Raw genomic sequence first — 14,201 nt, 5'->3', positions numbered from 1 at the left:
CGTAGCGCCGATGGTAGTGTGGGGCTTCCCCATGTGAGAGTAGGGAACTGCCAGGCTTTTATATCAGTTATCAGACGACGTCTGATGATGAAAAGTAGCGAAGGGGCTGTCCGAAAGGACAGCCCTTTTTGCTGTGCGTGGTTTTTAGCGTCAGTCATTTATCATCAGGAATGATTCGCCTTTTATTGCTCACTCAAGGATTGAAGATGCCCGTGGACCGTAGAGATTTGGCGTTCGGGATCGGGTAAACTACGGCGTATTCAATCTGGAGAGTACGTTCTGATGACGAGCAGTGCCATATCCCTTAAGCCTTACCACACCTTCTCTTTGCCCGTTTATGCCGATGAGGTAGTCTTCGCCGATACCCCTGATGCGTTAGTCGCTTCCTGGCGTCATGCGAACGCGCAGAGCAGGCCGGTGTTGATGTTGGGGGAAGGTAGCAATGTCCTGTTTTTGGCTGATTTTGCAGGAACAGTCATTGCTAACCGCATAAAAGGGATTGAGATTGCTGAGGATGATGGCGGATGGCATCTGCACGTTGGTGCCGGTGAGAACTGGCATCATCTGGTCGAGTACACGCTGCAACAAGGCGTGCCGGGCCTGGAAAATCTGGCGCTGATCCCAGGCTGTGTTGGCTCGGCACCTATCCAAAATATTGGCGCTTATGGCGCTGAGTTCAAGCAGTTTTGCGCATATGTCGATGTCTTGGATCTTACCCTCAATCAGGTGACCCGCCTCAGTGCGGAGCAGTGCCAGTTTGGCTATCGTGAAAGTATCTTCAAGCATGAATACCGCCAGGGGTTTGCCATTATTGCGGTAGGTCTGCATCTGACCAAGTCCTGGGTTCCTGTATTGGGCTATGGTGATTTGGCGCAGCTCGATCCTGCAACTGCGACGCCTGATGCTATCTTTACTACGGTATGTGCCATGCGGCGTAAGAAATTACCCGATCCCGCGCTGATGGGAAATGCGGGCAGCTTTTTCAAAAATCCGGTGGTTAGCGCCGAGCAGGCCCAGGCTATTCTGATGCGTTACCCCACTGCGCCATACTATCCACAGCCCGACGGTACGGTTAAATTTGCTGCTGGCTGGCTTATCGATCAGTGCCAGTTAAAGGGGCACCGCATTGGCGGCGCGGCGGTCCATCAGCAGCAGGCTTTGGTGCTGGTTAACCTTGATGAGGCGACGAGCGACGATATCGTTGCACTGGCGCGTTATGTGCGTGATAACGTTGCAGAGACATTTGCACTCTGGCTTGAGCCGGAAGTGCGCTTTATTGCGGCACAGGGTGAAGTAAGCGCAACAGAGGTGCTGTCATGAAAGATATCCGAGTCCCTTTAACGCTAATCCAGATTCTTTCCGACGGTGAGTTTTACTCGGGTGAATACCTGGGTGAGCTGTTGGGAATGAGCCGAGCCGGTATCAACAAACATATCCAAACCATCAGAGAATGGGGGCTGGATGTGTTTCCCGTTACGGGGAAAGGGTACAGCCTGCCTGAACCGATGCAATTGCTGGATGAAAATGTCATTCGTGCCGCACTCCCCGGAAATAACGTTGCGGTACTGCCCGTTATTGATTCAACCAATCAGTATCTGCTAGACCGGCTGGAGAGCTTGCACTCTGGCGATGCCTGTGTGGCAGAGTACCAGCACGCGGGCCGCGGTCGTCGTGGGCGGCAATGGCAATCACCGTTTGGTGCCAATCTCTATCTCTCCATGTTCTGGCGGTTGGAACAGGGGCCTGCGGCAGCGGTGGGCGTGAGCCTGGCGATTGGTATCGTGATTGCAGAAGTGCTGCATCGCCTCGGTGCACATGATGTCAAAGTAAAATGGCCCAATGACCTCTATATGCACGATCGCAAACTGGCCGGTATTCTGGTTGAGTTGCTGGGAAAAACAGGAGACGCGGCACAGTTAGTGATCGGTATTGGCATCAACTTGCGGATGCGGCCTTCCTCTGGGCAAGGCGTCACGCAGGAATGGATCAATTTGCAAGAGGCTGGGATCGATATCGATCGTAATATCCTGGCCGCTACGCTGATTACTGAATTGAGTAACGCGTTGGAAGTGTTTGAACAAGGTGGACTGCGTTCGTTCATCCCTCGCTGGCAAGCCATCGATAATTACTATAATCGGCCAGTGAAATTGATCATGGGTGAGCGCGAGATCCACGGGATCGAACGTGGAATTGATGAGCAGGGCGCGCTGTTACTCGAAGAGAACGGCGAGATTAAGGCCTATATTGGTGGCGAAATATCACTGCGTGGCAAGTAGTCAGTAGGGGGGATTACCCCCTACTGTCTTGTAATTCTGCTATTTTCTCAAACGCACATAGTCAACGGCATGATTAGCGCTTTTGGTCATAATCAAGCTGGCGCGCTCACGGGTGGGCAAAATATTTTGGTGTAAGTTAGGTTCATTAATATCGCGCCAAATTTTGGTTGCGATTGTCACCGCTTGCTCTTCCGTTAATTTTGCATACTCATGAAAATAAGAATTAGGATCGGAGAATGCCCCCAGGCGGAATTTTAAAAACCGGTTGATATACCAGGATTTTAATAATGCTTCCGAAGCGTCAACATATATAGAAAAATCAATAAAATCAGAAACAAAGGCGCGTGGTTGTGCGTGTGGGTAATCCATTCCGCTTTGCAGGACGTTTAATCCTTCGAGGATAAGAATATCCGGCTGTTCCACCACTTTATTGCTATTTGGCACAATATCGTAAGTCAAATGCGAATATATTGGCGCAGTGACTTTTTTAGCCCCTGATTTTATATCCGACACAAATTTCATCAGGCTATGAATATCGTAAGATTCAGGGAACCCTTTTTTCTGCATCAGGTTTCTGTCTTTAAGCACCTGTTTGGAATGCAAAAAACCATCAGTGGTGATCAATTCAACCCGACGATGCTCGGGCCAACGGCTTAGCAATGCCTGCAATACGCGCGCTGTAGTACTTTTGCCAACCGCGACACTGCCTGCGATGCCGATAATATAGGGAATGCGTTGCCCGTTCGTGCCGAGAAACTGCTCCAATACCGCCTGGCGTCTCAGGTTTGAGCTGATATAAAAATTAAGCAGACGTGATAAAGGCAGATAGATTTCGGCAACTTCATCGAGCGACAACTCGTCATTGATCCCTTTCAACCGGATGATTTCTTCTTCTGTCAGCGTTAATGGTACTGAATTGCGCAATGCAGCCCATTGACGGCGATCGAAGTGTAGGTAGGGTGTTACCAAAGGTTGCTCGCTGTCTCTCATCTGTCCAATTTATCCTATAGACCATCCTGCCTGGAGGCGAAACTGCCCACGCGTTGTGTGAGCTGGGAGTATAAGCCGCGGGTGGTCATACACGGTAATGTTGTGATTCGATTAGTAGATGTCAGGCAGGTTACACGTTGGGCACGCAGAAAAGAAGACAACAGTATGATATTTCCTGACGCAATGGCGTCAGGAAACGGTTAACTTGCCAGAGCATGTGTCATCCGGTTGGCGACAAACAGGCGCTTGTAGTAGATGGCGGTCGGGTGATAGCTACCATCGGGCGCACTGGCATAATCAGGGATTTCTCCCAGATAACGATACCCTTGCGTGCGGTAAAAGGCCTCTGCTGGAGAGCCCGCCTGAGTATCCAGATACAGCAAACCTCGATTAAGCTCAAAAGCGGTTGTTTCTAGCACCGACAGCAGTTTACGGCCAATCCCCTGGCGACGTGCGCGGCTGTGTACCAGCAGTTTTTGCACTTCTGCCCGGTTCAAACCATTACTTTTTTGGCACAGCTCAAGCTGCACGCTTCCGACAATGCCTTGAGTGTCACGAGCGATCCACAGCAAACGAGCCCCCTCCGCCAGAGAGGTGCGTAATCCGTGAAAATAGCTGGCTGCAGTTTCGTGCGACAAAGGCATCTCATAGCCAACAGAGGCGCCATGCATGACCGCATCTAGCAGCAGGTCTGCCAGCTCCGTGCGGTAAACCGGAAGGGTTGTGTCATTGAGTAAAACGATTTTCATCATGCAGTCTCCAGCGAAATGAGCCCTCTCTGACCCGCTTTACCGAAATAAAGCAAGATACATGCCAGGCCAGATTCAGGTCATAAATGCGGTTAAACACGCATTTATGGCGAAGACGGTGCGTTACCTTGGAGCAAAAGGTCATTGTTGGTGCAGCACCGCGCTGAAGCCATGCTAAAAAAAGAGTGCACCACCGGGGGGGATTGTGCGGGATTGGTCGTGAATTTGGATGTTCTTTAGGCATTTTATCGCGAGGTACGTGAATTCATGCTCGAATTTGGATAAAATCTAAGCGATAGCACATTTTAAGCAATTTTTTTGTTGCATAGGTGGCTCGCTCTACCTAGAATGCGCAGCACTTGATGCCGGCTTAGCTCAGTTGGTAGAGCAACTGACTTGTAATCAGTAGGTCGCCAGTTCGATTCCGGCAGCCGGCACCATCAAGTACACAATTAGGTGGGGTTCCCGAGCGGCCAAAGGGAGCAGACTGTAAATCTGCCGTCACAGACTTCGAAGGTTCGAATCCTTCCCCCACCACCAAATTCAAGCCATACACGTTGTGGCTGAACCAACGCGATGAGGCAATCACCGTGTTGGTGAAGGCGGAAGCTTTCAACAGAGAAATCAGGTAGCCGAGTTCAGGATGCGGGCATCGTATAATGGCTATTACCTCAGCCTTCCAAGCTGATGATGTGGGTTCGATTCCCACTGCCCGCTCCAATAAGTGCTGATATAGCTCAGTTGGTAGAGCGCACCCTTGGTAAGGGTGAGGTCGGCAGTTCGAATCTGCCTATCAGCACCACTTCTTTTTCATCTCCTGATTTCCTTTCTGTAAAAAATTCGTCAAGCGTTAGCTTGGTTAATGTGGTGCTATCACCGATTTATCCGTGTCTTAGAGGGACAGTCGATGTCTAAAGAAAAGTTTGAACGTACTAAACCGCACGTTAACGTCGGTACTATCGGCCACGTTGACCATGGTAAAACCACGCTGACCGCAGCGATCACTACCGTACTGGCTAAAACCTACGGCGGTAGCGCGCGTGCATTCGATCAGATCGATAATGCGCCGGAAGAAAAAGCGCGTGGTATCACCATCAATACCTCTCACGTTGAATACGACACCCCGACCCGTCACTACGCACACGTTGACTGCCCGGGACACGCCGACTACGTGAAAAACATGATCACCGGTGCTGCCCAGATGGACGGCGCGATCCTGGTAGTTGCTGCGACTGACGGCCCGATGCCGCAGACACGTGAGCACATCCTGCTGGGTCGTCAGGTAGGCGTTCCGTACATCATCGTGTTCCTGAACAAATGTGACATGGTTGATGACGAAGAGCTGCTGGAACTGGTTGAGATGGAAGTGCGTGAGCTGCTGTCTCAGTACGACTTCCCGGGTGATGATACCCCAATCGTTCGTGGTTCAGCGCTGAAAGCCCTGGAAGGCGAAGCAGAGTGGGAAGCAAAAATCATCGAACTGGCTGGCTACCTGGATTCCTACATCCCAGAACCAGAGCGTGCGATTGACCGTCCGTTCCTGCTGCCTATCGAAGACGTATTCTCCATCTCCGGCCGTGGTACTGTAGTAACCGGTCGTGTAGAGCGCGGTATCGTTAAAGTCGGTGAAGAAGTTGAAATCGTTGGTATCAAAGATACTGCGAAATCGACGTGTACTGGCGTTGAAATGTTCCGCAAACTGCTGGACGAAGGCCGTGCGGGTGAGAACGTTGGTGTTCTGCTGCGTGGTATCAAACGTGAAGAAATCGAACGTGGTCAGGTACTGGCTAAGCCGGGTTCTATCAAGCCGCACACCCAGTTCGAATCTGAAGTGTATATCCTGAGCAAAGATGAAGGTGGCCGTCATACGCCGTTCTTCAAAGGCTACCGTCCTCAGTTCTACTTCCGTACTACTGACGTAACGGGCACCATCGAACTGCCGGAAGGCGTGGAAATGGTAATGCCGGGCGACAACATCAAAATGGTTGTTACCCTGATCCACCCGATCGCGATGGACGACGGTTTGCGTTTCGCAATCCGTGAAGGCGGCCGTACCGTTGGTGCAGGTGTTGTTGCTAAAGTTATCGCTTAATCGCGGATAAATTTGACTCAACATGCAGTAAAAGGGCATCATTTGATGCCCTTTTTCTACGCTGCCCTCAGTAGAACCTATCTCATCACGGATTGTGGCGTATAATCCTGCTAATCTGTGGTGAGATAGGCTCTGTAGATTACAGCGTAAATGCCGAGTTTCGCTGCGAGCGAAACATCATGTCGGTTTGGTTTGCCCTGCGTTGCGGGGCAAAGTTATTTGTCTGATTCATGAGTGACAGGTTGGTTTATGAGTGCAAATACCGAGACCCAGGGTAGTGGGCGTGGCCTGGAAGTGATCAAGTGGCTGGTTGTGGCGGCCTTACTCGTTGTTGCCATAGTGGGTAACTATTACTACCGCGGGTACAGTCTGCCGCTTCGCGCATTGGCCGTTGTTATCCTGATTGCTGCCGCAGGCGGTGTTGCACTGTTAACCGCCAAAGGCAAAGCAACGGTGACCTTTGCCCGCGAAGCGCGCACTGAAGTGCGTAAAGTGATTTGGCCAACCCGCCAGGAAACGCTGCATACCACGTTGATCGTTGCCGCGGTAACAGCCGTGATGTCACTGATTCTGTGGGGGCTGGATGGTATTCTGGTCCGTTTGATATCATTTATCACAGGCCTGAGGTTCTAAGATGTCTGAAGCTCCAAAAAAACGTTGGTACGTCGTTCAGGCGTTTTCCGGCTTTGAAGGCCGCGTTGCACAATCGCTGCGCGAGCACATCAAATTGCACAACATGGAAGAGCTGTTTGGCGACGTCATGGTGCCGACCGAGGAAGTGGTTGAGATTCGTGGCGGCCAACGCCGTAAAAGCGAACGCAAATTCTTCCCCGGCTACGTGTTGGTACAGATGGTAATGGAAGACGCCAGCTGGCACTTGGTGCGTAGCGTTCCGCGTGTGATGGGCTTTATCGGCGGTACGTCCGATCGTCCTGCGCCGATCAGCGACAAAGAAGTTGACGCTATCATGAACCGCCTGCAACAGGTGGGTGATAAGCCGCGTCCGAAAACGCTGTTCGAACCGGGCGAAATGGTGCGCGTCAACGACGGCCCGTTTGCCGACTTCAACGGCGTCGTGGAAGAAGTGGATTACGAAAAAAGCCGCCTGAAAGTGTCGGTCTCTATCTTCGGACGTGCTACGCCCGTTGAGCTGGATTTCGGCCAGGTGGAGAAAGGCTGATACAGTCTCTCATCTGTAAATAATCTCTTGTAATTGGCGCGAAATTAATCTATTATTTCGCGCCTTTTGTTTTTAGGTGCCATGGCGCCTAAAAAAATAAATATCACGGGGAGCCTTTTTAAGGCGCTATTACCCATTAGAGGAAAGTTAAATGGCCAAGAAAGTACAAGCCTACGTCAAGCTGCAAGTTGCAGCTGGTATGGCTAACCCGAGCCCGCCGGTTGGTCCTGCTCTGGGTCAGCAAGGTGTGAACATCATGGAATTCTGTAAGGCATTCAATGCTAAAACAGAAAGCCTGGAAAAAGGTCTGCCGACTCCGGTCGTTATCACCGTTTACTCCGACCGTTCTTTCACCTTCGTTACCAAAACGCCTCCGGCAGCGGTTCTGCTGAAGAAAGCGGCTGGTATCAAGTCTGGTTCTGGCAAGCCGAACAAAGACAAAGTAGGTAAAGTGACCCACGCTCAGGTTCTGGAAATTGCCCAGACCAAAGCGGCGGATATGACGGGTGCCGACGTGGACGCCATGGCGCGCTCCATCGCGGGTACTGCTCGTTCCATGGGCCTGGTAGTGGAGGACTAAGAAATGGCTAAGCTGACCAAGCGCATGCGCGTGATCCGTGAGAAAGTTGATGTTACCAAACAATATGACATCAACGAAGCTGTTGCCCTGCTCAAAGAGCTGGCCACTGCTAAGTTTGTTGAAAGCGTTGACGTTGCCGTAAACCTGGGCATCGACGCTCGTAAATCTGACCAGAACGTTCGTGGCGCGACTGTACTGCCGCACGGTACTGGCCGTTCCGTTCGCGTTGCCGTATTTACCCAAGGCGCAAACGCTGAAGCTGCTAAAGCAGCTGGCGCAGAGCTGGTAGGTATGGAAGATCTGGCTGACCAGATCAAAAAAGGCGAAATGAACTTTGACGTGGTTATTGCTTCTCCGGATGCAATGCGCGTTGTTGGCCAGTTGGGTCAGGTTCTGGGTCCGCGTGGCCTGATGCCGAACCCGAAAGTCGGTACTGTAACGCCGAACGTTGCTGAAGCGGTTAAAAACGCCAAAGCCGGTCAGGTTCGTTATCGCAACGACAAAAACGGCATCATCCACACCACCATCGGTAAGGTTGATTTCGACGCTGACAAACTGAAAGAAAACCTGGAATCTCTGCTGGTTGCGCTGAAAAAAGCTAAACCTGCTCAGGCGAAAGGCGTGTACATCAAGAAAGTTAGCCTCTCCACCACCATGGGTGCTGGCGTTGCTGTAGATCAGAGTGGCCTGAACGCGGTCGCTAACTGATAGCTTTACCTGGGCGAAATTTATACGTATAATCTTTCGCCCATTGTCCCTTAACGGACAAACAGATTTTTTCGGTTGGAGCCTGGCCTGATCCAGGCCTCCGTCCAAGACCGCAGGTGCTGCAACGTTTTCAGGTTTACCTGAAAAAAGAGACGCTTAATTTTCCTGCGTAGACGGTGACAGAGCCTAAAGAAAATTTTCTTTTACTGGATTCTGCTCACCGTGTTTTGACGCCTGTTTTCCATGTGGTTGCAGGTGAAGTGAGTTCCGGAAATGTATTCCGGCTATATCCAGGAGCACAAGCTAATGGCATTAAATCTTCAAGACAAACAAGCGATTGTTGCTGAAGTCAGCGAAGTGGCCAAAGGCGCGCTGTCTGCGGTCGTTGCGGATTCTCGTGGCGTAACCGTAGATAAAATGACTGAACTGCGTAAAGCAGGTCGTGAAGCTGGCGTATACATGCGTGTTGTTCGCAACACCCTGCTGCGTCGCGTCGTTGAAGGCACTCAGTTCGAATGCCTGAAAGACACGTTTGTTGGTCCGACCTTGATTGCATATTCTATGGAACACCCGGGCGCTGCTGCTCGTCTGTTCAAAGAATTCGCGAAAGCGAATGCAAAATTTGAGGTTAAAGCTGCGGCCTTTGAAGGTGAGTTGATCACAGCGGCCAATATTGACCGTCTGGCAACGCTGCCGACTTACGAAGAAGCAATTGCACGCCTGATGGCGACCATGAAAGAAGCCTCTGCAGGCAAACTGGTCCGCACTCTGGCAGCTGTTCGCGATCAGAAAGAAGCGGCGTAATCGCCCTTTTCCTGTTATCGCATTTGCTTACGTATAAACTATTTCTGATTGTTAGGAACACTTGTCATGTCTATCACTAAAGATCAAATTATCGAAGCAGTTGCCGCTATGTCCGTAATGGACGTTGTTGAGCTGATCTCTGCAATGGAAGAAAAATTCGGCGTTTCTGCTGCTGCTGCTGTAGCTGTTGCTGCTGGCCCGGTTGAAGCTGCTGAAGAAAAAACTGAATTCGACGTTATCCTGAAAGCTATCGGCGCTAACAAAGTTGCCGTAATCAAAGCTGTTCGTGGCGCAACTGGCCTGGGTCTGAAAGAAGCGAAAGACCTGGTTGAGTCTGCACCTGCTGCGCTGAAAGAAGGCGTGAGCAAAGATGACGCTGAGTCTCTGAAGAAATCTCTGGAAGAAGCTGGCGCTGAAGTTGAAGTTAAATAAGCCAACCCTTCCGGTTGCAGCCTGAGTTTTCAGGCTGATGGCTGGTGACTTTTTGGTCACCAGCCTTTTTGCGCTGTAGGGGCTCTGTGGTATTTCGCACTGTTTGACCACGGATTATCCCAATATTTTTTTCTATCGACGCCTTAATATATTGCTTTCCAGCGTAGGTTCCCTGCCTGTGCAAAAGCGATGAAATGATTTAAGAGTGATAGAAAGACGTATTCACGAAGGGCGGATTGCCTTTCGATCAACAAAATCGTGTTGCAATGAACCGTCCTGTCAGGACGAGCAAGTGGTTCTTACTTTTCAGCGAGCTGAGGAACCCCATGGTTTACTCCTATACCGAGAAAAAACGCATTCGTAAGGATTTTGGTAAACGTCCGCAAGTGTTGGACATACCTTATCTCCTTTCTATCCAGCTTGACTCGTTTCAGAAGTTCATCGAGCAAGATCCGGAAGGTCAGTACGGTCTGGAAGCCGCATTCCGTTCCGTATTCCCAATTTCAAGCTACAGCGGTAGCTCTGAACTGCAATACGTAAGCTACCGTTTGGGTGAGCCCGTATTTGACGTCAAAGAGTGTCAGATTCGCGGGGTGACCTTCTCAGCACCGCTGCGCGTCAAGCTGCGTCTGGTGATCTACGAGCGCGAAGCGCCGGAAGGCACCGTAAAAGACATTAAAGAACAAGAAGTGTACATGGGCGAAATTCCGCTCATGACCGAAAACGGGACCTTTGTTATCAACGGGACTGAGCGCGTTATCGTTTCTCAGTTGCACCGTAGCCCGGGCGTGTTCTTTGACAGTGACAAGGGTAAAACCCACTCCTCCGGTAAAGTGCTGTATAACGCACGTATCATCCCTTACCGTGGTTCCTGGCTGGATTTCGAGTTCGATCCGAAAGATAACCTGTTTGTGCGTATCGACCGCCGCCGTAAACTGCCGGCGACCATCGTTTTGCGTGCGCTGAGTTTCTCTGCCGAACAAATTCTGGATCTGTTCTTCGATAAAATTGTCTATGAAATCAATGGCAATAAGTTGCAGATGGACCTGGTGCCAGATCGCTTGCGCGGCGAAACTGCCTCGTTCGACATCGAAGCCAACGGCAAAGTGTACATTGAAAAAGGCCGCCGTATTACTGCGCGCCACATTCGCCAGCTAGAAAAAGATAACGTAGATCGCATTGAAGTACCGGTTGAATACATCGCTGGGAAAGTGCTGGCGAAAGACTATGTGGATGCAAGCACCGGCGAACTGATCGGTGTGGCGAACATGGAGCTGTCGCTGGATCTGCTGGCTAAACTGAGTCAGGCAGGCCATAAGCGCATCGAAACCCTGTTCACCAACGATCTGGATCACGGCCCGTATATCTCCGAAACGCTGCGTGTTGACCCGACCAACGATCGCCTGAGCGCGCTGGTTGAAATCTACCGCATGATGCGTCCGGGCGAGCCGCCAACACGTGAAGCCGCAGAAACGCTGTTCGAGAACCTGTTCTTCTCTGAAGATCGTTACGATCTGTCCGCTGTGGGCCGCATGAAGTTTAACCGCTCCCTGCTGCGTGACGAGATTGAAGGTTCCGGTATCCTGAGCAAAGACGACATCATTCAGGTGATGAAGAAGCTCATCGATATCCGTAACGGTTCCGGCGAAGTCGATGATATCGACCACCTGGGCAACCGTCGTATCCGTTCCGTGGGCGAAATGGCGGAAAACCAATTCCGCGTTGGCCTGGTGCGCGTAGAGCGTGCGGTGAAAGAGCGTCTGTCTCTGGGCGATCTGGATACCCTGATGCCGCAGGACATGATCAACGCCAAGCCGATTTCGGCGGCGGTGAAAGAGTTCTTCGGCTCCAGCCAGCTGTCCCAGTTTATGGACCAGAACAACCCGCTGTCCGAAATTACGCACAAACGCCGTATCTCCGCGTTGGGCCCAGGCGGTCTGACCCGTGAACGTGCTGGCTTTGAAGTGCGTGACGTACACCCGACCCACTACGGTCGCGTATGTCCTATCGAAACGCCGGAAGGTCCGAACATCGGTCTTATCAACTCGCTGTCCGTGTACGCACAGACCAACGAATACGGTTTCCTTGAAACCCCGTATCGTCTGGTGCGTGACGGTGTGGTAACGGATGAAATCCATTACCTGTCCGCGATTGAAGAAGGCAACTACGTTATTGCACAGGCGAACACCAACCTCGACGAAGAAGGGCATTTCGTTGACGATCTGGTGACCTGCCGTAGCAAAGGCGAATCCAGCTTGTTCAGCCGCGATCAGGTTGACTACATGGACGTTTCCACCCAACAGGTGGTTTCTGTCGGTGCATCCCTGATCCCGTTCCTGGAACACGATGACGCCAACCGCGCCCTGATGGGTGCGAACATGCAACGTCAGGCAGTACCTACCCTGCGTGCTGACAAGCCGCTGGTCGGTACCGGTATGGAACGCGCTGTGGCCGTTGACTCCGGTGTAACTGCCGTTGCCAAACGTGGCGGTACCGTACAGTACGTCGACGCATCCCGTATCGTTATCAAAGTTAACGAAGACGAGATGTATCCGGGCGAAGCGGGCATCGACATCTACAACCTGACCAAATACACCCGTTCTAACCAGAACACCTGTATCAACCAGATGCCGTGCGTATCTCTGGGTGAGCCGGTTGAACGCGGTGATGTGCTGGCTGACGGCCCGTCCACCGATCTGGGTGAACTGGCGCTGGGTCAGAACATGCGCGTCGCGTTCATGCCTTGGAACGGTTACAACTTCGAAGACTCCATCCTCGTTTCCGAGCGTGTGGTGCAGGAAGACCGTTTCACCTCTATCCACATTCAGGAACTGGCGTGCGTGTCCCGTGACACCAAGCTGGGGCCAGAAGAGATCACTGCCGACATCCCGAACGTGGGTGAAGCAGCGCTCTCCAAACTGGATGAGTCCGGTATCGTGTATATCGGTGCTGAAGTGACGGGCGGCGACATTCTGGTCGGTAAAGTGACGCCGAAAGGCGAAACTCAACTGACGCCGGAAGAAAAACTGCTGCGCGCAATCTTCGGTGAGAAAGCGTCTGACGTTAAAGACTCTTCCCTGCGTGTGCCGAACGGCGTGTCCGGTACGGTTATCGACGTTCAGGTCTTCACCCGCGATGGCGTGGAAAAAGACAAACGTGCGCTGGAAATCGAAGAGATGCAACTGAAGCAGGCCAAAAAAGACCTGACGGAAGAATTGCAGATCCTCGAAGCCGGTCTGTTTGCCCGTATTCACGCCGTGCTGGTTTCCGGCGGTGTGGAAGCGGACAAACTGGACAAGCTGCCGCGTGAGCGTTGGTTGGAACTGGGTCTGACTGATGAAGAGAAACAGAATCAGTTGGAACAACTGGCCGAGCAGTACGACGAGCTGAAACACGAATTCGAGAAAAAACTCGAAGCGAAACGCCGCAAGATCACGCAAGGCGACGATCTGGCTCCGGGCGTGCTGAAGATCGTCAAGGTGTATCTGGCCGTTAAACGTCAGATTCAACCGGGTGATAAGATGGCAGGTCGCCACGGTAACAAGGGTGTTATCTCCAAGATCAACCCGATCGAGGATATGCCTTACGATGAGAACGGTACGCCGGTCGATATCGTATTGAACCCGCTGGGCGTTCCATCGCGTATGAACATCGGTCAGATTCTGGAAACCCACCTGGGTATGGCGGCTAAAGGTATCGGCGAGAAGATCAACGCCATGCTGAAGCGTCAGGAAGAAGTGGCTAAACTGCGCGAATTCATCCAGAAAGCCTACGATCTGGGCAACGACGTGCGTCAAAAAGTCGACCTGAACACCTTCACCGATGATGAAGTGTTGCGTCTGGCGGACAACCTGAAGAAAGGGATGCCGCTGGCAACGCCAGTGTTCGACGGTGCCAAAGAGTCTGAGATCAAAGAACTGCTGACGCTGGGTGGTCTGCCGACCTCTGGTCAGATCACGCTGTTTGATGGTCGTACCGGTGAACAGTTTGAGCGTTCAGTAACCGTAGGTTACATGTACATGCTGAAACTGAACCACTTGGTTGACGACAAGATGCACGCGCGTTCTACCGGTTCTTACAGCCTGGTAACCCAGCAACCGTTGGGTGGTAAAGCCCAGTTCGGTGGTCAACGCTTCGGTGAGATGGAAGTGTGGGCGCTGGAAGCGTACGGCGCAGCGTATACCCTTCAGGAAATGCTGACGGTGAAATCCGATGACGTCAACGGCCGTACCAAGATGTATAAAAACATCGTGGATGGCGACCATCGTATGGAACCGGGCATGCCGGAATCCTTCAACGTACTGTTGAAAGAAATCCGCTCGCTGGGTATCAACATCGAGCTGGAAGAAGGTTAATCCTGCTCGCTGGTACGCTTTGCTCGTGTAAAGGA

Annotated in this window: 12 protein-coding genes and 4 tRNA genes; 14 read left to right on the top strand and 2 right to left on the bottom strand. The window is 51.8% G+C overall.

The features are described 5' to 3' along the window. Nucleotides 1-282: 282 nt before the first annotated feature. A complete protein-coding gene (murB, locus tag J5069_RS23370; protein WP_264646076.1) occupies nt 283-1,320 on the top strand; it encodes a UDP-N-acetylmuramate dehydrogenase in 1,038 nt (345 codons plus the stop codon). Continuing rightward, nucleotides 1,317-2,276 carry a bifunctional biotin--[acetyl-CoA-carboxylase] ligase/biotin operon repressor BirA gene (birA, locus tag J5069_RS23365; RefSeq protein ID WP_264628275.1) on the top strand — a complete coding sequence of 320 codons (960 nt, stop codon included), beginning with the start codon at nt 1,317-1,319 and terminating at the stop codon, nt 2,274-2,276. Before murB ends, birA begins: the two co-directional genes overlap by 4 nt. A 39-nt stretch (nt 2,277-2,315) precedes the next feature. Here the strand turns inward: birA and coaA are convergent, their stop codons facing one another. Continuing rightward, entirely contained in the window at nt 2,316-3,266 is a 951-nt protein-coding gene (coaA, locus tag J5069_RS23360; RefSeq protein ID WP_264646075.1) for a type I pantothenate kinase, read from the bottom strand. 200 nt (nt 3,267-3,466) lie between these two features. Next, nucleotides 3,467-4,015, bottom strand: a complete 549-nt coding sequence (locus tag J5069_RS23355; RefSeq protein ID WP_264646077.1) for a GNAT family N-acetyltransferase — start codon at nt 4,013-4,015, stop codon at nt 3,467-3,469. Between the two features lie 364 nt (nt 4,016-4,379). On the opposite strand from J5069_RS23355, the gene J5069_RS23350 reads away from it, so the two are divergent. From J5069_RS23350 to rpoB, 12 genes are all read left to right on the top strand, one after another. Further along, nucleotides 4,380-4,455 (top strand) — tRNA-Thr (locus tag J5069_RS23350). 15 nt (nt 4,456-4,470) lie between these two features. After that, a tRNA-Tyr gene (locus tag J5069_RS23345) sits at nt 4,471-4,555 on the top strand. Nucleotides 4,556-4,660: 105 nt separating this feature from the next. Next, nucleotides 4,661-4,735, top strand: a tRNA-Gly gene (locus J5069_RS23340). A gap of 6 nt (nt 4,736-4,741) precedes the next feature. Continuing rightward, nucleotides 4,742-4,817 (top strand) — tRNA-Thr (locus J5069_RS23335). Between the two features lie 105 nt (nt 4,818-4,922). Further along, complete coding sequence (tuf, locus tag J5069_RS23330; RefSeq protein WP_264626614.1) at nt 4,923-6,107, top strand: elongation factor Tu; 1,185 nt, start codon at nt 4,923-4,925, stop codon at nt 6,105-6,107. Between the two features lie 249 nt (nt 6,108-6,356). After that, on the top strand, nt 6,357-6,740 hold the full coding sequence (secE, locus tag J5069_RS23325; RefSeq protein ID WP_222158936.1) for a preprotein translocase subunit SecE: 384 nt from the start codon (nt 6,357-6,359) through the stop codon (nt 6,738-6,740). A gap of 1 nt (nt 6,741) precedes the next feature. Then, nucleotides 6,742-7,287, top strand: coding sequence for a transcription termination/antitermination protein NusG (gene nusG, locus J5069_RS23320; protein ID WP_222158935.1), 546 nt, complete (start codon nt 6,742-6,744; stop codon nt 7,285-7,287). Between the two features lie 151 nt (nt 7,288-7,438). Beyond that, nucleotides 7,439-7,867, top strand: a complete 429-nt coding sequence (rplK, locus tag J5069_RS23315; protein ID WP_264626659.1) for a 50S ribosomal protein L11 — start codon at nt 7,439-7,441, stop codon at nt 7,865-7,867. A 3-nt stretch (nt 7,868-7,870) separates the two neighbouring features. Next, the gene (rplA, locus tag J5069_RS23310) at nt 7,871-8,575 is read left to right on the top strand and encodes a 50S ribosomal protein L1 (protein WP_222158933.1); all 705 of its coding nucleotides are present in this window, start codon (nt 7,871-7,873) and stop codon (nt 8,573-8,575) included. 306 nt (nt 8,576-8,881) lie between these two features. Then, entirely contained in the window at nt 8,882-9,379 is a 498-nt protein-coding gene (gene rplJ, locus J5069_RS23305) for a 50S ribosomal protein L10 (protein WP_264646074.1), read from the top strand. A 66-nt stretch (nt 9,380-9,445) separates the two neighbouring features. After that, entirely contained in the window at nt 9,446-9,811 is a 366-nt protein-coding gene (gene rplL, locus J5069_RS23300; protein WP_264646073.1) for a 50S ribosomal protein L7/L12, read from the top strand. A 326-nt stretch (nt 9,812-10,137) separates the two neighbouring features. Further along, nucleotides 10,138-14,166 carry a DNA-directed RNA polymerase subunit beta gene (gene rpoB / locus J5069_RS23295; protein WP_264646072.1) on the top strand — a complete coding sequence of 1,343 codons (4,029 nt, stop codon included), beginning with the start codon at nt 10,138-10,140 and terminating at the stop codon, nt 14,164-14,166. Nucleotides 14,167-14,201 lie beyond the last annotated feature (35 nt).

This window comes from Candidatus Symbiopectobacterium sp. NZEC127, from assembly GCF_025962675.1.
Classification (GTDB): Bacteria; Pseudomonadota; Gammaproteobacteria; order Enterobacterales; family Enterobacteriaceae; genus Symbiopectobacterium.
The sequence above is the reverse complement of the archived record's forward strand: the minus strand, read 5'-3'. Positions and strand labels throughout refer to the sequence as shown.